18 protein-coding genes are annotated in these 19,129 nt (G+C 54.3%); 5 read left to right on the top strand and 13 right to left on the bottom strand.

What is annotated here, in order from left to right; all coding sequences use genetic code 11:
- Positions 1-328: 328 nt before the first annotated feature.
- Positions 329-2,929: a DNA mismatch repair protein MutS gene (gene mutS, locus K6123_RS22085; protein WP_221801689.1), complete on the top strand. Its 2,601-nt coding sequence runs from the start codon at positions 329-331 to the stop codon at positions 2,927-2,929.
- Positions 2,930-3,082: 153 nt separating this feature from the next.
- Positions 3,083-3,406, top strand: coding sequence for a ferredoxin FdxA (gene fdxA / locus K6123_RS22090; protein WP_221801692.1), 324 nt, complete (start codon positions 3,083-3,085; stop codon positions 3,404-3,406).
- Positions 3,407-3,493: 87 nt separating this feature from the next.
- On the opposite strand, the gene rpoS is transcribed toward fdxA, so the two are convergent.
- The 11 genes from rpoS to pyrG form a co-directional block, all read right to left on the bottom strand.
- Positions 3,494-4,456, bottom strand: coding sequence for an RNA polymerase sigma factor RpoS (gene rpoS, locus K6123_RS22095; protein ID WP_221801694.1), 963 nt, complete (start codon positions 4,454-4,456; stop codon positions 3,494-3,496).
- 89 nt (positions 4,457-4,545) lie between these two features.
- On the bottom strand, positions 4,546-5,355 hold the full coding sequence (locus K6123_RS22100) for a peptidoglycan DD-metalloendopeptidase family protein (protein WP_221801696.1): 810 nt from the start codon (positions 5,353-5,355) through the stop codon (positions 4,546-4,548).
- 183 nt (positions 5,356-5,538) lie between these two features.
- On the bottom strand, positions 5,539-6,456 hold the full coding sequence (locus K6123_RS22105; protein ID WP_221801699.1) for a DUF368 domain-containing protein: 918 nt from the start codon (positions 6,454-6,456) through the stop codon (positions 5,539-5,541).
- 33 nt (positions 6,457-6,489) lie between these two features.
- Entirely contained in the window at positions 6,490-7,128 is a 639-nt protein-coding gene (locus K6123_RS22110; protein WP_246624972.1) for a protein-L-isoaspartate(D-aspartate) O-methyltransferase, read from the bottom strand.
- Between the two features lie 52 nt (positions 7,129-7,180).
- Positions 7,181-7,921, bottom strand: a complete 741-nt coding sequence (surE, locus tag K6123_RS22115; protein ID WP_221801704.1) for a 5'/3'-nucleotidase SurE — start codon at positions 7,919-7,921, stop codon at positions 7,181-7,183.
- A complete protein-coding gene (gene truD, locus K6123_RS22120; RefSeq protein ID WP_221801706.1) occupies positions 7,918-8,958 on the bottom strand; it encodes a tRNA pseudouridine(13) synthase TruD in 1,041 nt (346 codons plus the stop codon). Before truD ends, surE begins: the two co-directional genes overlap by 4 nt.
- A 45-nt stretch (positions 8,959-9,003) precedes the next feature.
- Positions 9,004-9,483 carry a 2-C-methyl-D-erythritol 2,4-cyclodiphosphate synthase gene (ispF, locus tag K6123_RS22125; protein WP_221801707.1) on the bottom strand — a complete coding sequence of 160 codons (480 nt, stop codon included), beginning with the start codon at positions 9,481-9,483 and terminating at the stop codon, positions 9,004-9,006.
- An 8-nt stretch (positions 9,484-9,491) separates the two neighbouring features.
- Positions 9,492-10,217 (bottom strand): 2-C-methyl-D-erythritol 4-phosphate cytidylyltransferase, encoded by a 726-nt coding sequence (ispD, locus tag K6123_RS22130; RefSeq protein WP_221801709.1) that lies wholly within the window; start codon positions 10,215-10,217, stop codon positions 9,492-9,494.
- Positions 10,214-10,522 (bottom strand): FtsB family cell division protein, encoded by a 309-nt coding sequence (locus K6123_RS22135; RefSeq protein WP_221801710.1) that lies wholly within the window; start codon positions 10,520-10,522, stop codon positions 10,214-10,216. Before K6123_RS22135 ends, ispD begins: the two co-directional genes overlap by 4 nt.
- A gap of 109 nt (positions 10,523-10,631) precedes the next feature.
- On the bottom strand, positions 10,632-11,927 hold the full coding sequence (eno, locus tag K6123_RS22140) for a phosphopyruvate hydratase (protein WP_221801711.1): 1,296 nt from the start codon (positions 11,925-11,927) through the stop codon (positions 10,632-10,634).
- Between the two features lie 96 nt (positions 11,928-12,023).
- Positions 12,024-13,652, bottom strand: a complete 1,629-nt coding sequence (gene pyrG / locus K6123_RS22145) for a CTP synthase (RefSeq protein ID WP_221801712.1) — start codon at positions 13,650-13,652, stop codon at positions 12,024-12,026.
- A 577-nt stretch (positions 13,653-14,229) separates the two neighbouring features.
- On the opposite strand from pyrG, the gene K6123_RS22150 reads away from it, so the two are divergent.
- The gene (locus K6123_RS22150) at positions 14,230-15,198 is read left to right on the top strand and encodes a DMT family transporter (protein ID WP_221801714.1); all 969 of its coding nucleotides are present in this window, start codon (positions 14,230-14,232) and stop codon (positions 15,196-15,198) included.
- Here the strand turns inward: K6123_RS22150 and K6123_RS22155 are convergent.
- Positions 15,191-16,084 carry a LysR family transcriptional regulator ArgP gene (locus K6123_RS22155; protein ID WP_221801715.1) on the bottom strand — a complete coding sequence of 298 codons (894 nt, stop codon included), beginning with the start codon at positions 16,082-16,084 and terminating at the stop codon, positions 15,191-15,193. The two genes, K6123_RS22150 and K6123_RS22155, sit on opposite strands and share 8 nt — an antisense overlap.
- A 126-nt stretch (positions 16,085-16,210) precedes the next feature.
- On the opposite strand from K6123_RS22155, the gene K6123_RS22160 reads away from it, so the two are divergent.
- On the top strand, positions 16,211-16,834 hold the full coding sequence (locus tag K6123_RS22160) for a LysE/ArgO family amino acid transporter (RefSeq protein ID WP_221801717.1): 624 nt from the start codon (positions 16,211-16,213) through the stop codon (positions 16,832-16,834).
- A 128-nt stretch (positions 16,835-16,962) separates the two neighbouring features.
- Here the strand turns inward: K6123_RS22160 and K6123_RS22165 are convergent, their stop codons facing one another.
- On the bottom strand, positions 16,963-17,733 hold the full coding sequence (locus tag K6123_RS22165; RefSeq protein ID WP_221801718.1) for a Nif3-like dinuclear metal center hexameric protein: 771 nt from the start codon (positions 17,731-17,733) through the stop codon (positions 16,963-16,965).
- A gap of 112 nt (positions 17,734-17,845) precedes the next feature.
- On the opposite strand from K6123_RS22165, the gene K6123_RS22170 reads away from it, so the two are divergent.
- A complete protein-coding gene (locus K6123_RS22170) occupies positions 17,846-19,045 on the top strand; it encodes a trypsin-like peptidase domain-containing protein (protein ID WP_221801720.1) in 1,200 nt (399 codons plus the stop codon).
- Positions 19,046-19,129 lie beyond the last annotated feature (84 nt).

The raw sequence follows: 19,129 nt of genomic DNA on the forward strand, positions 1-19,129 counted from the left end.
AAGAATCCGGCGACCCGAGCGGTTAAACACACTCTTTTCGCCGTCCTTCGCTGCCGAAGCAGTGAAGAGGCGCGCATTATAGGGACGCCTCATTTTGAGTCAATCTCTTTGTGAAAGTTTTTTTACATCCGGTATATCGAGCTATTTCCTGACTGATTTTCAGCCAACAGCCAAAGACAGCTCGCGAATTACCCTGCAGTCGGTACCCAGCTATTTCACGGTTTGGTAACCTTGGCCGCTGTTTGAGCGGAGCTGTTTGCAAGCTGTCGCTGATACATCTTTCAGGTTTTACCTGCTACGTGTTCACCCCAACCCGGTTTAGTACTTCATGGCCAGACAAGCATCGCCCGCGGCAGCATCATCACACACACCTATGATGCAGCAGTATTTCAAGATAAAGGCTGAATTCCCCGACACCATTTTGTTTTATCGAATGGGGGACTTTTACGAGCTATTCTACGACGACGCCAAGAAAGCTGCCCAACTGCTGGATATTACCCTCACCGCCCGCGGCAAAAGTGATGGCCAACCTATCCCGATGGCCGGTGTTCCTTATCATTCTGCAGACAACTACATCGCCCGGCTGGTGAAATACGGCGTTTCTATCGCCATTGCCGAACAGATCGGCGACCCGGCAACCAGCAAGGGCCCGGTTGAACGCAAGGTCGTTCGGGTTATTACGCCGGGTACCCTGACTGATGAAGCCTATTTGGATGAACGCTCCGATAACCTGCTGACCTGTGTCTGTGGTGAAAAAGACGATATCTCCAAAGGTAAGGCCGGCATTGCAGTATTGGAAGTCAGTAGTGGCCGTTTCTCTGTACTCGAAGTGGCCGGAGAAGCAGAGCTGCTGGCAGAGATTGAACGTCTGCGTCCAGCAGAACTCCTCTATAGTGAAGACCAGACCCTGCCAGCCGCACTGTCTGAACGCAACGGCATCCGCTCTCAGGCTCCCTGGCATTTTGAATCTGACACCTGTTTCAGGCTATTGACCCAGCAATTAAAGACCCGCGACCTGCGTGGCTTTGGCTGCGAAGGTATGACCCAGGCCGTACGGGCCGCCGGTGCCTTGCTGCATTACGCCCGCGACACCCAACGCAATGATCTGCCACACGTTCGATCATTACAGGTGGAACTGCCTGATGATGCCATTGTGATTGATCCAGCCAGCCGTCGTAATCTGGAAATCGATATCAATCAGCAAGGTGACACTTCCCATACCCTCGCCTGGGTGATGGACAAAACATCTACCGCAATGGGCGGACGTTTACTGAAGCGCTGGTTAAACCGGCCGATCCGCCAGCAGCATGTTCTTGAACAGCGCCAGCAATTTATCAGTGAATTACTGTCTTCCGGCCGTTGGCAGGATCTGCAGCCACTACTGCGTAATATCGGCGATATCGAACGTATTCTATCGCGTGTTGCATTAGGATCTGCTCGTCCACGCGATCTGGCGCGTTTACGTGATGCCTATACCGTCTTGCCAGAACTGCGACAGGATCTTGAATCCATCGACTGCCAATTGGCCAAACAACTGTGGACTGACGTACAGGAATTCCCTCACTGGGTTGAGCGCTTACAAAAAGCCATTATTGAAAACCCGCCAGTGGTTATTCGTGACGGCGGTGTGATTGCCGAAGGTTATGACGCTGAACTCGACGAACTGCGCGGACTGAGTGAAAACGCCGGTGATTTCCTGATTCAGCTGGAGAACCGCGAAAAAGCCCGCACCGGTATTCCGACGCTGAAAGTTGGCTACAACCGGGTACATGGCTATTACATTGAAATCAGCAAATCCCAGGCGGCTGACGCACCGACCGAATACATTCGTCGCCAGACACTGAAAAACGCCGAGCGTTTTATTACGCCGGAGCTGAAAGCATTTGAAGACAAGGCCTTGTCTGCCAAAAGCCGAGCGCTAAGCCGCGAAAAACATTTGTATGAACAACTGGTGATTGATCTCGGAATGGAGCTGTCAGCGCTGCAACTCAGTGCTGCCGCCATTGCCCAGCTGGACGTATTGGTCAACCTCAGCGAGCGCGCCGACACCCTGCAATTCAGCCGCCCGGAGTTTACTGATGAAGCCATCATAGCTATCCGTCAGGGTCGTCATCCGGTGGTCGAAGCGCTGATTGATGATCCGTTTGTCGCCAACGACACCTGCCTTGATGAACAGCAAAAGATGCAGATCATTACCGGCCCGAACATGGGTGGTAAGTCGACTTACATGCGTCAGGTCGCCTTGATTGTGCTGCTGGCACATATCGGCAGTTATGTACCGGCCGCCAGCTGTAAACTGACCGCCGTTGACCGCATTTTCACCCGCATGGGTTCCGCCGACGATGTCGCCGGTGGCCGCTCAACCTTTATGGTGGAAATGACTGAAACTGCCAATATCCTCCACAACGCCACGGCCAACAGTCTGGTGTTGATGGACGAAGTTGGTCGCGGCACCAGTACCTTTGATGGATTGTCACTGGCCTGGGCCAGCGCAGCACATCTGGCTGAAAAAATCGGCGCCTTTACGCTGTTCGCAACCCACTATTTTGAGATGACGGCACTGCCGGAAAATCACGACAGTGTGGTCAACGTTCATCTGAAGGCCACCGAGCATGATGACAAGATCATCTTCCTGCACTCTGTGGAACAAGGCCCGGCCAGCCAGAGTTATGGCTTACAGGTTGCCCAGCTAGCCGGCGTACCCACCCGGGTTATCAGTGAAGCCCGCAGCCAGCTGAAAAAGCTCGAACAAGGCAGCTTGCCTCCTACCAGTCCGCGCTTCCCCGAGCCTGAACAATCGCCTTATCAAAACGATATGTTCGCCAGCCTGCCATCAGCAGCGGAAACCCGCCTGGCGGAACTGGAACCGGACAACCTGACTCCGAGACAAGCACTCGAGTTGTTATACGAATTAAAATCCCTGCTGTGACAGCAACGCCACCGTGAACAGCCAAATTGGCTGTTCACTTGTGATCCGCTTTTGCTATACCTAGAATGACGCCGACATAATCCCGAGCGCAGAACTCGGATATATAACCATTTAGCTATGTGCCAATAACCGGCACTGATCAGGAGAGATCCCATGCCATTTGTTGTCACCGACAACTGCATTAAATGCAAATACACCGACTGTGTTGAAGTCTGCCCGGTCGATTGCTTCTACGAAGGTCCGAACTTCCTGGTCATTCATCCGGATGAATGTATCGACTGCGCCCTGTGTGAGCCCGAATGTCCGGCACAAGCCATTTACTCAGAAGACGAAGTACCAGCAGGTCAGGAACAGTTTATTGAGCTGAATGCCGAGTTGGCAGAAGTGTGGCCAAATATTTCCGAACGCAAGGAGCCACTGGCGGATGCTGAGGACTGGGACGGTAAACCCAACAAGATTGATATGCTTGAGCGTTAATACGGCAGGACAGGATTGGCTTCATCTGGTCTGGAACAGACCAGATGAAGTTGCAGAAACGGAGACTTCCCCCTCAGAAAGTTCCGATCAGGCTTCGCCAAACAGGGTTTCAGCAGTCAGGCCCTGGCCTTCCATGATCTCACGCAGACGCTTCAGGGCTTCAACCTGAATCTGGCGTACACGCTCACGAGTCAGACCAATTTCACGGCCTACATCTTCCAGTGTGCTGACTTCATGGCCGCGTAAACCGAAGCGACGAGCCAGAACTTCACGCTGCTTTTCAGGCAGCTCATCAATCCAGTTTTCCAGGTTCATCTGGATATCGTTGTTTTGCAGCTCTTCACCCGGATCCGCACTGCGTTCATCAGCGATGGTATCCAGAATGGACTTGTCAGAAGAATTACCCAGCGGAGTATCAACGGAAGTCACACGCTCGTTCAATTTCAGCATGCGCTTAACATCATCCACCGGTTTTTCCAGCAGTGCTGCGATTTCTTCTGCACTTGGCTCGTGATCCAGTTTCTGGGTCAGTTCACGAGCAGCGCGCAGATAGACATTCAATTCTTTGACGACATGGATCGGCAAACGAATTGTGCGGGTCTGATTCATGATCGCACGCTCGATGGTCTGACGAATCCACCAGGTGGCGTAAGTTGAGAAACGGAAGCCACGTTCAGGGTCGAACTTCTCTACCGCGCGGATCAGTCCCAGGTTGCCTTCTTCAATCAGGTCCAGCAGTGCCAGACCACGATTGATATAACGACGGGAAATTTTCACCACCAGACGCAGATTGCTCTCAATCATACGACGACGACCCATCTCGTCACCCTTGCGAGCCAGACGTGCATAGTGCACTTCTTCTTCGGCAGACAGCAGTGGGGAGAAACCGATCTCGTTGAGATACAGCTGAGTTGCATCCATTTCCTTGTAGGAAGAGTCGGCAGCGAACCGCTCAGGAGTTTCTTCCGCCCGAGATTCCAGAGCATCAGTATCCATCATTTCGCTTTCGTCGAAGATTTCGTCATTCAGTTCACGTTGCTGAAGAGCCATGATCATTCCCCCGCCTTGATATTATTGTTCTGTCTGCTAAAACAAACAGAATCTGTGCCAGAACGAGTGATTAGCAATCCAGTGGACGCTTACCGTTTTGGCAAATACAGCAGCGGATCGACAGGATTACCGTTTTTTCGAATTTCGAAGTGAAGTTTCACTTCGGTTGTTCCGGTAGAACCTGTTTCGGCAATTGTCTGGCCAGCTTTAACAACTTCTTGTTCATTGACCAGAATGCGGCTTGCGTGGGCATATGCACTCAGGAAGGTGTCATCATGCTTGATGATCACCAGATTGCCGTAACCCCTGAGGCCCTGACCTGCATACACCACGGTTCCTGCCGCTGCTGCAGCTACAGATTCCCCCAGTGACCCGGACAGATCAATCCCCTTGTTGACAGGCTTTTGGGTTGAAAATTGAGCCATTATTACCCCTGGTACAGGCCAGACCCAGCTTAATGGTTGTTCTGCTACTGGAACGATTGGCGGACTTTGACTAGTTTGAGCATCAGTTGTGACAGATGTCTCAGGTTTTGACGCTATTAGCGACGGATCACTGACACGAACGACTGTGACAGGTTTTTTGACTTCCTCGGCCTTAACGTCAACATTACGGACGTCAATTTTCTGACCAGGATAGATGGTATAGGGGCTGTATATTCCATTTGCACGTGCCAAATCCTTATGATTCAGGCCATAACGCCATGCAATGGAATAAAGGGTATCGCCTTTTCGCACGGTGTAGAGGCCTGACGGACTTTTGTCGTGGCCTCCTTGTTTATAGACCACTCGTTCAGAATTACCAAATTTTTCCTCTAGCGATACAAAGCCACCGCTACTGGCGCAGCCGGTCGTCATACTAACTATTGTGACTAATGTAACAGCAGCCAGGCGGAACATGTTTTTTCCTGAGCGGTTGGTTTTTGACACGTTGGAGTGACAGGTTTCCGTTAATCGGTGCATTAGTGAACCAATTCTGTGGCTGTGAATTAAACCAGCATTACTAATTCCAAAAAACTCTAAAAAAGCAAAGCATTTGGCAAAGTTACATTGTTATCACTGTTGCACAAGTGAAAACCAGACTTATTCCCCCTGCAACGCAGGCTGTGGCTGACGCCTGGCGACCCACTCCAGGCCGATAACCAGCACAAAACCGGCAACCATCAGCAGTATGGCCAGCCAAAGGTCCGTTCCTGCGTCTGGTAAAATATTGGTCTGGTAAACTGGTACTGTTTCACCCTTGCTATCAATCCGGGTCGTCAGTGTGTCCTTCCACGGCCACACCTTGAGCAGCGACCCGACCATAAAACCGGTCAGCACGGCAAAGGTGGCTTCCTTCCAATCTTTAAGCAACCAGCTCAGAAAACGCGAAAATGACATCAAGCCAACCACGGCACCAATGCCAAACAAGCCTATTGTGACAAGATCCAGGCTTTTGAGTGCCGCTAGAATCGGCTCATACAAGCCCATTAATAACAGGATAAAGCTGCCAGAAATTCCCGGCAGAATCATCGCGCAAATAGCGACACTGCCTGCTAACAGAATAATCAGGTGATTAGGCTCAATAGAAGTAGGCGCCGCCGTGCTGATATAGCCCGCAATCACAGCGCCCAACAACAGCAAAATACCCTTGGCTGGCGTCCACTGATGAATCTCACGACCAACGTGAATCACCGAAGCAACAATAAGCCCGAAGAAAAAAGCCCACAGCCACACCGGGTAATGCATCAGCAGATAGTGAATACCTTTGGCAAGGCTGAACAGTGCCGTCAGAATGCCGCTGCCAAGCACCAACAGAAAGGTGCCGTTGATATAACGCCAAGCAGCCAGAGGGCCTTGTTTGAACAACAACCGAAGAGCTTGCAGGTCAACGCGGCGAATAGAACCCAGTAACTCGTCATAGATACCGGTAACGAATGCGATGGTGCCACCGGATACGCCGGGAACAACATCCGCCGATCCCATGGCGATGCCTTTCAGAAACAACCAGATAAAGTGCATGAAACATCCTTGCGGAAAGAATAGAGAAAGAAGTTAGCGTTGTACCCCTGCGAGGAAAGGCACAAACAGGGCATCTTCCAGATCCCGGGTTACAAATTCGTCACCATCACGGCTGATCATCAACAAACGCTGCTTCTTGCGGCCGCCCACCGGAATCACCATACGGCCACCATCGGCCAGCTGTTGTTTAAGTGTTTCAGGAACAACCTCAGGCGCTGCTGCCACCAGAATGCCATCGAATGGCCCCTTATCTGGCAGTCCCCAGCCGCCATCGGAGAGCGAACAATTGACGTTGCGATAGCGCAGATCATAAAGACGGTTACGAGCGCGCTGATACAAGGGCTCGATACGTTCAACGCTGTAGAGCTGATCGACAAACGGCGACAGCACGGCCGACTGATAACCACAACCGGTACCAACTTCGAGCACCCGACCAAGCCGTTGCTGGTCTGCCAGCAAGAGTTCGGTCATGCGGGCTACGGTGTAAGGCTGGCTGATGGTCTGGCCATGACCGATCGGCAACGGCGTATCTTCATAGGCATGATGAGCCAGCGCTTCGTCAATAAACAAATGACGGGGTGTTGTCGCCATCACAGCTAACACTTGCTCGTTGGTAATACCGGCATCCCGTAAACGCTGTACCAGGCGATCCCGGGTACGCTGGGAGGTCATGCCAATTCCGCTCACCAGTTGTGTTGTCACGCTCTACTCTCCTGTACCTGTGTCAGTCCAGTAACACACGCAGATGGTCCAGCCCGCTGTGCAGCGTCATATCCATCTGGATGGGGGTAATAGATACAAAACCTTGCTCAATGGCATGAAAGTCGGTGCCAGGACCGGCATCTGCAACATCGCCAGCAGCGGCAATCCAGTAACAGTCCTTGCCGCGCGGATTGGTCGTCAGCACCGGATTATCGGAACGCAAACGGTGGCCCAAACGGGTAATCCGGTGCCCCTGCAACTGCTCATAGGGCAGATCCGGGACATTGATATTGATAATGCTATTGGCAGGCATCTGCAGCTGTTCCAGTGCCGGCAGAAGTTCTACCAGCACCCGGGCAGCGGTATCGAAGTGCTGTTTGCCGGTGAGCGATACTGCGATCGGCGTTTTATCGAGAAAACGACCTTCCATGGCAGCGGCAACCGTACCGGAATACAACACGTCATCACCGAGGTTGGCACCGGCATTGATACCGGATACCACCCGCTCACACTGATCACGGAACAAGGCATTGATGCCCAGATGCACACAGTCCGTCGGGGTACCGTTCACACTGAGGAAGCCGTTATCCAGTTCGACAGGGTGCAGCGGTCGATCGAGCGTCAGCGAATTGCTGGCGCCGCTGCGATCACGGTCCGGCGCAATCACAGATACCTGATAGTCCGCTTGCTGCAACGCCGCCGCCAGGGTTTTCAACCCGATAGCATGGGCACCATCGTCGTTGGATAACAGCAGATGGGTCACTGATCGTCTCCCTCGCTGGCGACTGGATCCTGGCTCAGACGCTCAGGCTCGGTCACAGTCAGCACTTCTTTTAATAATGAGGTGGCATAATACCCGGCACCGAGACAAAAGCGGACAACCAATGTCAGCGAATTGTCGGCTTCCTCACGCCACTGCCAGTTCATCGCGTCCGGCTTCACCACCAGAGTACGACGTTCCTGCTGCAAGCCGGCATGTTCCAGCGCATCGAGGATGTCCGCATGCGCTGCCAGCACAGCATGCTCCAGCTGTTCGAGCTCGCCCGTCACCAGCGATTTACCCCGGCCCCACTGGGGTCCACTTGGCAAGCCATTATCGGTCTCGACGTCCCCTTCCAGCCGCTGCAGCCAGTTACCCTGACGCACCCGCTCAGCCAATACCTGGTTGAACAACCAGGAACGAACGGCTGATAGATAAAGGCCCTTTTTCTTCGGATTACGCACCCGCATTTCACGCTTCAGCATACGAATGCCGGACTCAATATTGCCGCCGCCGTGGCCAAAACGCTGGTCACCGAAGTAGTTCGGGAAACCACTGCTGGCGACCGCCTGCAGATTTTGCTCAACCAGCTCACGATTGCCGCTGAAATTACGCAGGGCAATTTCAAAGCGGTTACCCAGCAAATCACCGCGACGCAGCTTCTTGTTATGACGTTGCTGACGCAGAACCCGGAATTCCGGATGCTCTAACGCCATGAAGTCAGGCGTTTCACCCTTTGGCAAATAAATGCTGAACCACTGGCTGGTCACTGCATGGCGGTCTTTCAGCCCGGCAAAACCAACATCCATCTCCTTCACGGCAGCGTAACGGGCCAGTTCCTCCGCCACAAAAGCGGTATTGGCACCGCGTTTCTCGATCCACAGCCAGACGTGCTCGCCTTCGCCACAAGGCTCGGACAAGGGTAATTCCACCACCAGGAAATCTTCCGGCTGTGATTTCAGCATGGCACTGGATTGGCTGTTCGGCCAGGCCGCAGGCCAATCAAGGGTGTATTCAGAACGGGTTTCAGGAGCAGACAAGAACAGGGTTCCTCACAAAAAAGACTGCCAGGGAAATTATAGAACTCAGTAACCGGCTTCGAGCAGCAAGGCGACAGCATGCACGGCAATGCCTTCCTTGCGGCCAACATAGCCCAGTTTTTCAGTGGTCGTGGACTTGACGTTGACGTCGTCGAGACGCACTTTCAAATCGGTCGCAATGGCCTGACGCATGGCAATGATGTGCGGGGCCATTTTCGGTGCCTGGGCGATGATGGTGACGTCGACATTGCCCACCCGATAGCCACGGTCTTCGATCAGGGTCACCACGTGACGCAACAGCATACGGCTGTCGGCGCCTTTCCAGCGATCATCGGTGTCGGGGAAATGCTGGCCGATATCACCCAGTGCAGCAGCACCCAGCAAAGCATCCGCTAACGCATGCAAGGCAACATCGCCATCGGAGTGCGCCTTGAGACCATGGGAGTGGGCAATCTGAACACCACCCAGTGTAATGAAATCGCCTTCATCAAAGGCATGCACATCAAAACCGTGACCAATACGCACAGCCGACCTCACTCAGGATTATTGGATGTTGTTGAAACCGCCCGGGCCTGCTGAATAAACAGCTGCGCCAACGCCAGATCTTCCGGCCGGGTGACCTTGATGTTATCCGCCCGCCCCGCCACCAGTTTTGGGGCCAGCCCCAAATGTTCAATCGCCGAGGCTTCATCGGTTACCACAAAGCCGTCAGCCAGACTCTGTTTTAATGCCCGACTCAGCAGCCCCAGCGGGAATACCTGTGGCGTCAGCGCATGCCAGAGCTGGTCACGCTCAACCGTATGGTCGATTTCGACGGAACCATCAACAGCCAGACGCCCACGCTTCATGGTATCGCGAGTTGGACTTGCCAGAATCGCGCCGGGCAACTGCAGGTCAGCCAGCAATAAATCCAGATCACTGTGACGTAAACAGGGACGGGCGACATCGTGCACCAGTACCCAGTCATCTTCATGGGCAAGTTCAGCCAGAGCCTCAAGGCCATTGAGTACGGAATAACAACGCTCGGCACCACCGTCAACCCGCAGAATACGCGGATCACTGGCAAACTCACTGGCTGGCCAATAAGGATCAGCGGCAGACAATACCAGCATCAGCTGTTCAAAACGCGGGTAGCCCAGCAAGGTAGCGAGGGTATGATCAATCAGCAAGCGCTGATCAAGGGAAAGGTATTGTTTGGGACGATCCGCCTGCATGCGGGAGCCAACCCCGGCAGCAACGACCAAGGGCCATATTGTCATTGTTCAGGTTCTACAAACAGAATCAGAGTTTCGCCATCGCGTACCAGACCCAGGTCTTCGCGGGCTTTTTCTTCCAGAATTGCCGAGCCGTGGCGCAGGTCTTCAACTTCCAGCTGCATCTGGTGATTGCGATCATCCAGTACCCGAATGTCTTCAGCAATACGACCGATGCGCTGATCCAGCTCACGACTGGCCAACACCCCGCTGTCATCCCACCAGATGCGGAATTGCAGCAACAGCGCAAGTACCAGTCCGACTGCCAGCAAAATCCGTTGGGTCATCACACTCATAGGCTGCTCCGTCATCAGCTATCTCCTGTCAGACACTTCCAGCTGGCTGCGACTCAAAACTCACAGCGCTAAAATAGACAAAACCGGGCAAAGGCCCGGTTTTGTCATTCAGGGAAGAGGCGGATTATGCCTGACCCTTGATTTCCTTCCGACCGTTGTAAGGTGCGCTGGCACCCAGCTGCTCTTCGATACGCAGCAGACGGTTGTACTTGGAGACGCGGTCAGAACGACACAGGGAACCGGTCTTGATCTGGCCAGCCGCAGTACCCACTGCCAGGTCGGCAATGGTGCTGTCTTCGGTTTCACCGGAACGGTGAGAAATCACGGCAGTGTAACCAGCGTCCTTGGCCATCTTGATGGCTTCCAGGGTTTCGGTCAGGGAACCGATCTGGTTGAATTTGATCAGGATGGAGTTACCAATGCCTTTCTCGATGCCTTCAGACAGAATCTTGGTGTTGGTTACGAACAGATCGTCGCCCACCAGCTGTACCTTGGAGCCCAGTTTTTCAGTCTGGTATTTCCAGCCATCCCAGTCAGATTCATCCTGACCGTCTTCGATGGAAACGATTGGGTACTGGTCGCACAGTTCGGCCAGGAAGTCAGAGAATTCTTCGGACGAGAACACCTTGCCTTCGCCAGACAGGTTGTACTTGCCGTCCTTGTAGAATTCGGAAGAGGCACAGTCGAGAGCCAGAGTCACGTTAGTACCCAGCTCGTAGCCAGCGTTGGCAACGGCTTCTTTAATAGCCGCCAGAGCATCAGCGTTGGAAGCCAGGTCTGGAGCAAAACCACCTTCGTCACCCACAGCCGTGTTCAGGCCTTTGGAGCTCAGAACCTTCTTCAGGCTGTGGAAGATTTCCGCGCCACAACGCAGGGCTTCAGCAAACGTCGGTGCGCCAACTGGCTGTACCATGAATTCCTGAATATCAACGTTGTTATCTGCGTGCTCACCACCGTTGATGATGTTCATCATTGGAACCGGCATGGAGTAGACGCCTGGAGTGCCGTTGATGTCAGCGATGTGAACGTACAGTTCAACGCCTTTGGCAGCAGCGGCAGCTTTGGCAGCAGCCAAAGACACGGCCAGAATGGCATTGGCGCCCAGCTTGGACTTGTTCTCGGTGCCGTCCAATTCCAGCATTTTGGTGTCCAGCGCGCGCTGGTCAGTTGCATCCATGCCGATCAGGGCAGGCTTGATGATGTCGTTGACGTTGGCAACGGCAGTCAGTACACCTTTACCCAGATAGCGAGCCTTGTCACCATCGCGCAGCTCCAGTGCTTCACGGGTACCGGTAGAAGCGCCGGACGGGGCACAGGCAGTACCAAAAAAACCGCCTTCCAGAGTCACGTCTGCTTCAATAGTCGGGTTACCGCGGGAATCCAGCACTTCGCGCGCTTTGATATCAACAATCTTCGCCATGTAAGTTCTCCATAAGTAAGTTTGGCAATCGGTCAGTCACGCCAACGCCGTCAGACCGTAAAGTCCGACGGCGTGCAAAGGCAAGCTGCCGTTTGGTTATTTTGTAGCCTGGTGATCCAGTGCTGCAGCGATAAAGGCTGCAAACAGGCCGTGGCCATCACGTGGAGTCGAGGTGAATTCCGGATGGAACTGACAACCCACGAACCATGGGTGATCCGGTACTTCAACAACCTCAACCAGCTCACCATCAACAGAGCGGCCAGCGATCCGCAGACCCGCTGCTTCCAGTTCTGGTACCAGTGATGAGTTCACCTCGTAGCGGTGACGGTGACGCTCAACAATGACATCTGCGCCATAAGCCTTGGCGGTATTGGATGCAGGCGTCAGCACACATTCCTGACCACCCAGACGCATGGTGCCGCCGAGGTCGGAATTTTCGGTACGGGTTTCAACGTTACCGGACGCATCTTTCCATTCGGTAATCAGACCCACTACCGGGTGCTTGCTGTCAGAGCTGAATTCGGAAGAATGGGCATCTTCCCAACCCACCACGTGACGAGCGAATTCAATCACAGCGACCTGCATACCCAGACAGATACCCAGGTATGGAACCTTGTTCTCACGAGCGTACTGGACTGTACGAATCTTGCCTTCAACGCCGCGATTACCAAAGCCGCCTGGCACCAGAATGGCGTCAACGTCAGACAGAATCTCAACTCCTTTACGCTCAACGTCTTCGGCATCGATATAGCGAACGTTGACCTTGGCGCGGTGGTGAATACCGGCGTGATCAATGGCTTCGATCAGCGACTTGTAGGCATCCAGCAAATCCATGTACTTGCCAACCATCGCAATGGTGACCGTCTTTTCAGGGTTCAGCTTGGCATCGGCCACGGCATCCCACTCAGACAGGTCGGCTTCCTTGCAGGACAGATCGAATTTTTCAACGATCAGGTCGTCCAGGCCAGCCTGGTGCAACATGCGAGGAATCTTGTAGATGGTGTCGGCGTCTTCCAGAGGAATCACCGCACGCTCTTCAACGTTGGTGAACAGCGCGATCTTGCGTAGTGCCGATGCTTCGATCTTGTGATCAGAGCGGCAAATCAGTACGTCAGGCTGCAAACCAATGGTACGCAGCTCTTTAACCGAGTGCTGGGTAGGCTTGGTTTTGGTTTCACCTGCGGTGGCAATGTAAGGCACCAGCGTCAGGTGAATCGACAGCGCACGACGGGAGCCCAGTTCCACCTTCATCTGGCGAACTGCTTCCAGGAATGGCTGGGATTCGATGTCACCAACGGTGCCGCCGATCTCGACCAGCGCAACGTCAGAGCCTTCGCCACCTTCCAGAACACGACGCTTGATTTCATCAGTGATGTGAGGAATTACCTGCACAGTACCACCGAGATAATCGCCACGACGTTCCTTGGCCAGTACGTCGGTATAGATACGGCCAGTGGTGAAATTGTTGCGACGAGACATGGTGGTACGGATGAAACGCTCATAGTGACCCAGGTCCAGGTCAGTCTCAGCGCCATCTTCAGTCACAAACACCTCACCGTGCTGGAAAGGGCTCATGGTGCCAGGATCGACGTTGATGTAGGGATCAAGCTTGAGCATGGTGACCTTGAGGCCACGGGCTTCCAGAATGGCAGCCAGAGATGCAGAAGCGATGCCTTTCCCCAACGAAGAAACAACACCACCTGTGACAAAGATAAATCGTGTCATAGAGGGTCCGCGAAAAGAGATTGAAATATCAAAATGGAAGGTGAAGAACCTTCACTCAAGATGGGAGGGCAGGATACCAGACTCGACAATTCGGGTAAATTTGTTTGGCCTTGTTGAGGCAAAGAAAGTCATGTTAGTTTGAATGGATTCGCACGGCTGGCCGTAAATGCAGCACCGGATTGGCAATTATGGCCAATTTGGCTGCCGTCGCCCCAAGCGCAACTTCCAAACGAGATAGTCCCGAATAATCGGTGCGAGAACACAATCCATAATGGCAATCATACAGACCAACACCTCGGCGCCCTGCTCACGGCTTGTTTACAAGTCACGTGTGCTGCTGTCTGTTAATGCCACCGTTTCACTTTTCTCAGCACAGCCCCTGCCTGTTCCATCCTGGCTTACCTGTTGGCAACCATCCCTGCTATGGCGCAAGCCATAATCGCCAGCAGCTGAGTCAAACATACTCATCGGTCTGGCCAGTGCATGCCACCAGACCGAATACCATGCCCTGCTGCCACACCATTTTGTCACCCCTGAACCTTGAGATTTAATCGGTTTCCGTTTCAAAAGGATCTTTATGAACACCGCAGCTCCGGCACCTGCCAGCAGAGAACGCATTGGCCTGATATTGGCGTTATGCGCCGCCACCCTGTTTTCTACCAAGCCAATCCTGATCAAGTGGCTGTACGAACTGGGCGTCGATACGCTGCCGTTGATGTGGCTACGGCTGTCGATCGCCCTGCCGTTCTATCTGGTTATCGGCTATGTAGCCCTGCTGAAAATGAAACAACGCCCAACGCTTGCAGCAATTGGTCGCGCCGCATTGGTCGGGATATTGGGCTACTACCTGGCGTCGTTACTGGACTTGCTCGGCTTGCAGTACGTCAGTGCCCAGCTTGAACGATTGGTGTTGTACGCCTATCCATCACTGGTGGTTTTGCTCGGCATCGTGTTTTTTGGCCAGCCGTTTCGGCGCGCCATTCTGCTACCACTGGCGATTACCTACGCGGGTTTGCTGTTTATGTACGGCAATGACCTCAGTATGGTCAGCCGGGAAGTCTCGAGGGACACCGCCATGGCGTTCGCCAACAATACCGCCGAACTGATCCAGGGTACCTTGCTGGTGATTGGCAGTGCGCTGTCCTTTGCGCTCTATTTATTACTTAGCAAACGCCGCATTGCCGAACTTGGCAGTGTGATGTTCACCAGTGTCGCCATGACCAGTGCGACGCTGGCAACGCTGATCAACAACAGTCTGACTTCAATAATTGAAGGCCAGCCATTGGATCTGCTACCGGATTACAGCCAGACCGTTTGGCTGGGAGTTCTGGCACTGGCCATTCTCGCCACCGTGATTCCATCTTTTCTGGTCAGCACAGCCATTGCCCGTATTGGGCCAGAAAAAACCAGCATGAGCGGCACATTGGGGCCGGTTACCACAACGCTGTTGGCAGTCTGGCTGCTGGACGAACCGCTCTCGCTCTACAGCATCGCCGGTATGGTTCTGGTGGTATTCGGGGTATGGAAGCTGAGCAAGGTTAAATAACCAGCACCAACGATTGTTGCGCCACTCTGGCGACCGTTTGCCTCAAGGCTTTCAAGGCCGGGCTCTCGGTTTGCCAGTAGTGCCAGTACAAGGGTACGTCGAGGTAATAACCCGGCACCACTTGCTGCAAGCGACCGTCCTGTAAATATTCCGCTACCTGGATTTCCGGCATCATGCCGTAGCCCAGTCCGGCCAGTGCCATGCGGATAAAACCTTCAGACGACGGGCAAATATGGTAGCGGCCGGGTTCCGGCTGCTGCGGCGAAACCGTACGCAGAAACCGGTGTTGCAGCTGATCGTCCTGGTTAAAAATCAGACTCGGCAGTTGTGACAATGGTGTCGCGGGCTCGACCTGATCGAGCTGATAACGCTGCAAAAACGCCGGACTGGCAAAGGCCCGATAGCGCAAGGTGCCAAGCCGCATCGCCAGGCCACCATTCACTGGCGCTTCAGTGGCACAAATGCAGGCCATGACCTCGCCATTTTTCATCCGTCGCAAGCCAACGTCCTGATCTTCCACCAGTATTTCAAAGTCCATACGCTGAAAATCCGGCGAAGCCGCCAGCGCCTCCGGTAACCAGGTATCGAGGGAATCGGCATTCACGGCCAGCCGAATGCGCAAGCTGTGGTTTTCATCTTCCATCGGCAACAACAGCCCCTGCTCCAGCTGGGCCACTTGCTGCAAATGGTTGGCCAGCCGCTGGCCCAGTTCGGTAGGCCGCGGCGGGGTTGTGCGCAGTAACACCGGCTGGCCGAGCTTGAATTCCAGCTGGCGGATACGCTGGCTGACCGCCGACTGGCTGATGTTCAAACGCTGGGCGGCACGTTCAAAACCACGAGCTTCAATCACCGCCACCAGCGCTTCGAGCGCCCGATAATCAATCATAAGTTTCTCTTATATTACATAAGATTTATTCCTTGGACTTATATCACCACCACTCGTAACCTGCCAACCATCCGTTGCCTGCAGCCAATCGTGTTTCCCTGATCCCTGTTTCTGGACTGAATCACCATGAACGACCTGTTCTTTCAATTTCAACCTGCCCTGACCGGTTTTGCGGTCACCATGGGGCTGATCGTAGCGATCGGCGCCCAGAACGCCTGGGTGCTGCAAAAGAGTCTGCGCGGAGAAAATCCCTGGACCATTGCCTCGGTTTGTATCGCGCTGGACGTTGTACTGGTTTCCGCCGGGGTGTTTGGCCTCGACTATATTCAGGGGCGGATTCCCGGGCTGGTGCCGATTTTGACCTGGATGGGTGTTGGCCTGTTGTTATGGCTGGCGGCGCAGGCCTTTGGCCGCGCCTGGCAAGGTGGCGATACTCTGGTGGCGGCCGGACCGTCAACGCCGGTAAGCCCGTGGCGCAGTGCCGGTCAGGTAATGGCGCTGTCGCTGATTAATCCGCATGTGTATCTGGATACCGTAGTGCTGATTGGCAGCGTTGGTGCCCAGCAAACGCATCCGGGGGTATTTGTGGTGGGTGCCGGACTGGGCTCGGCGCTGTGGTTTATCACTCTGGTAAGTGGTGCAAAAAAGCTGCGGCCTTATCTGACTTCAGCACGTCACTGGCAGATTCTGGATAGCGCCACTGGTTCGGTGTTGCTGCTGGTTGCGCTGTCGATTGCGCCGATCTGGTAAGGGCAGGTGTATTACGCCTGCAGCGAATACACCCTACCACTGCCGAAGAGTAGACGGGCTAAGCGAGCGCCATCCAACAGCGCAGTGTCAGATGGCAGCCGCTGCGCGTCTTTATCAGACCTACGGAATCAGACCGGGTTATCGATATCGATAAAAGTCACCTGAATACCAAATTCGCTGGCCAGTTGCTGGCCAACCGCCAAAGCACCGTAGCGTTCGGTGGCGTGGTGTCCGGCGCTGAAGAAGTGGGTGCCGGTTTCGCGTGCCAGATGCACTGCCGGTTCGTTGATTTCGCCGGTAACAAAGGCATCGACTCCGGCATCGACGGCCAGTTGCAGATAGCTTTGGGCACCACCGGTACACCAGGCGATGGTTTCGATAATGTCTTCGTCTTCACCAATGTGCAGCGGCTGGCGATCGAGTTTTTCGCCAATAAAGGCGGCGAATTCAGCAGCCGTCATCGGCTGTGGCAACTTGCCAATCAGCCCTGGAGTAGCTGGATTCAACGGATCAATCGGGCCAGTCACGGCCAGCTCCAGCAGATCACCGAGTTGGGCGTTGTTACCCAGCTCCGGATGTACGTCCAGCGGCAGATGGTAGGCGATCAGGTTAATGTCGTGTGCCAACAGGGCTTTCAGACGTTCGCGCTTGATGCCGGTAAGACAGGGATTTTCCCCTTTCCAGAAGTAACCGTGATGCACCAGCAGGGTGTCGGCTCCCAGCCCAATAGCTTCTTCTATCAGAGCCTGACTGGCGGTCACACCGGTGACGATGTGTTGAATGCGCTCTCGTCCTTCGACCTGCAGACCATTGGGACAATAATCATGGATTTTGCGGGACTGTAAGAGATTTTCCAGATAGGTCAGCAATTGCTGACGATCGATTGCAGCTTCCAACATGAAACTCCATAACTGTTTTCGTTATTGTGGCAGTACTGGCAAAATACCGCCTCGCGCCAGCGGTTCGTTTTTGGTCTGGCGGCGACAGACAACCAGCCTCCGGAGACCCTGCATGGCAAGACACTCGCTCGTTAACACATTGCTCGTGCCTGCACTGGTTGGTCTCTGCGTCGCCCTGATGGTATTGCTGTGGGCGCCCGGCTGGGTAACGCCACTGCAACCGGCGCTACCCGCAGCCAATGACACAACCACCGCGTCAGTGCTGACGACGGACAGCCAGACTGCCGACAGCGGCGACGTGATTGTGCAGCCAACCGTGATTACCAGCTACGCCGATGCGGTCGAACGGGCCGCTCCGGCGGTGGTGAATATTTATACCAGTAAGGTGGTACGGCGCAAACTGCACCCGCTCTACGATGATCCACTGTTCCGCCGTTTCTTCCAGCAAGACCCGGAGCCGGATGAGCGCATCCAGTCGAGCCTGGGGTCTGGTGTGATCATGACCTCCGACGGCTATATCCTTACCAATAACCACGTGATCAAGGACGCCGACCAGATTGTTGTCGCCCTCCACGATGGCCGTGAATCCAAGGCCACCCTGATCGGTACCGACCCGGAAGCCGATCTGGCACTGCTGAAAATTACCCTCGACCAACTGCCACACATTACCGCTGCGACCTCGCAGAAGCTGCGGGTCGGTGACGTCGTGCTGGCAATTGGTAACCCGTTTGGGGTTGGCCAGACCGTTACCCAGGGCATTGTTTCCGCCACTGGCCGTAACCAGCTGGGCCTGAATACCTACGAAAACTATATCCAGACCGACGCTGCCATTAACCCCGGTAACTCCGGCGGCGCCCTGATCAACGCCCGCGGGGAACTGGTCGGCATCAACACCGCCATCTATTCCCAGAGTGGCGGCAGCGAGGGGATTGGTTTTGCCATTCCGGTCGAACTGGCCGAGCGTACGGTGAAGGATATTTCTGAACACGGCGTTGCCATTCGTGGCTGGCTCGGTATTGAAGTGCAGGAAGCCACACCCAAATTGTTGTCGGCACTGGCTCTGCCGGATGCCCTCAAAGGACTGATTGTGACCGGTATTTATGAAGACGGCCCAGCGGACCATTCCGGCATGACCGTTGGCGATATCATCGTCAAGATCAACGAGCTTGATGCCAGTGACGCCCGCGCTTCAATGAACCAGATTGCTGCCCTGCGGCCGGGCGACAAGATCCAGCTGGAGTTTATCCGTGACGGCAAGCTGACCCAAACGGAAGCCATTGCCGGGCAACGTGGCCAGCCACCCTCTTCCTGATTCGCCGCCGCAGCCAGTGCAGACTGGAGCCATTGTCAGCCGGATCAGCAGACTTACATACTGACAAACTTCTTGATCGAGGTC

Origin of the sequence: Oceanobacter mangrovi (assembly GCF_019740315.1) — a bacterium.
In the GTDB taxonomy this organism is placed as follows: Bacteria; Pseudomonadota; Gammaproteobacteria; order Pseudomonadales; family Oceanobacteraceae; genus Oceanobacter; species Oceanobacter mangrovi.

Excerpts from the sequence above, each read along its gene's own strand:
- fdxA (WP_221801692.1), top strand. The coding sequence starts at position 3,083 with ATGCCATTTGTTGTCACCGACAACTGCATTAAATGCAAATACACCGAC.
- K6123_RS22165 (WP_221801718.1), bottom strand. The coding sequence starts at position 17,733 with ATGTTGGAAGCTGCAATCGATCGTCAGCAATTGCTGACCTATCTGGAA.
- eno (WP_221801711.1), bottom strand. The coding sequence starts at position 11,927 with ATGGCGAAGATTGTTGATATCAAAGCGCGCGAAGTGCTGGATTCCCGC.
- K6123_RS22155 (WP_221801715.1), bottom strand. The coding sequence starts at position 16,084 with ATGATTGATTATCGGGCGCTCGAAGCGCTGGTGGCGGTGATTGAAGCT.
- rpoS (WP_221801694.1), bottom strand. The coding sequence starts at position 4,456 with ATGGCTCTTCAGCAACGTGAACTGAATGACGAAATCTTCGACGAAAGC.
- K6123_RS22110 (WP_246624972.1), bottom strand. The coding sequence starts at position 7,128 with ATGACCTCCCAGCGTACCCGGGATCGCCTGGTACAGCGTTTACGGGAT.
- K6123_RS22170 (WP_221801720.1), top strand. The coding sequence starts at position 17,846 with ATGGCAAGACACTCGCTCGTTAACACATTGCTCGTGCCTGCACTGGTT.
- K6123_RS22160 (WP_221801717.1), top strand. The coding sequence starts at position 16,211 with ATGAACGACCTGTTCTTTCAATTTCAACCTGCCCTGACCGGTTTTGCG.
- K6123_RS22105 (WP_221801699.1), bottom strand. The coding sequence starts at position 6,456 with ATGCACTTTATCTGGTTGTTTCTGAAAGGCATCGCCATGGGATCGGCG.
- K6123_RS22100 (WP_221801696.1), bottom strand. The coding sequence starts at position 5,355 with ATGTTCCGCCTGGCTGCTGTTACATTAGTCACAATAGTTAGTATGACG.
- K6123_RS22135 (WP_221801710.1), bottom strand. The coding sequence starts at position 10,522 with ATGACGGAGCAGCCTATGAGTGTGATGACCCAACGGATTTTGCTGGCA.
- ispD (WP_221801709.1), bottom strand. The coding sequence starts at position 10,217 with ATGACAATATGGCCCTTGGTCGTTGCTGCCGGGGTTGGCTCCCGCATG.
- mutS (WP_221801689.1), top strand. The coding sequence starts at position 329 with ATGGCCAGACAAGCATCGCCCGCGGCAGCATCATCACACACACCTATG.
- K6123_RS22150 (WP_221801714.1), top strand. The coding sequence starts at position 14,230 with ATGAACACCGCAGCTCCGGCACCTGCCAGCAGAGAACGCATTGGCCTG.
- pyrG (WP_221801712.1), bottom strand. The coding sequence starts at position 13,652 with ATGACACGATTTATCTTTGTCACAGGTGGTGTTGTTTCTTCGTTGGGG.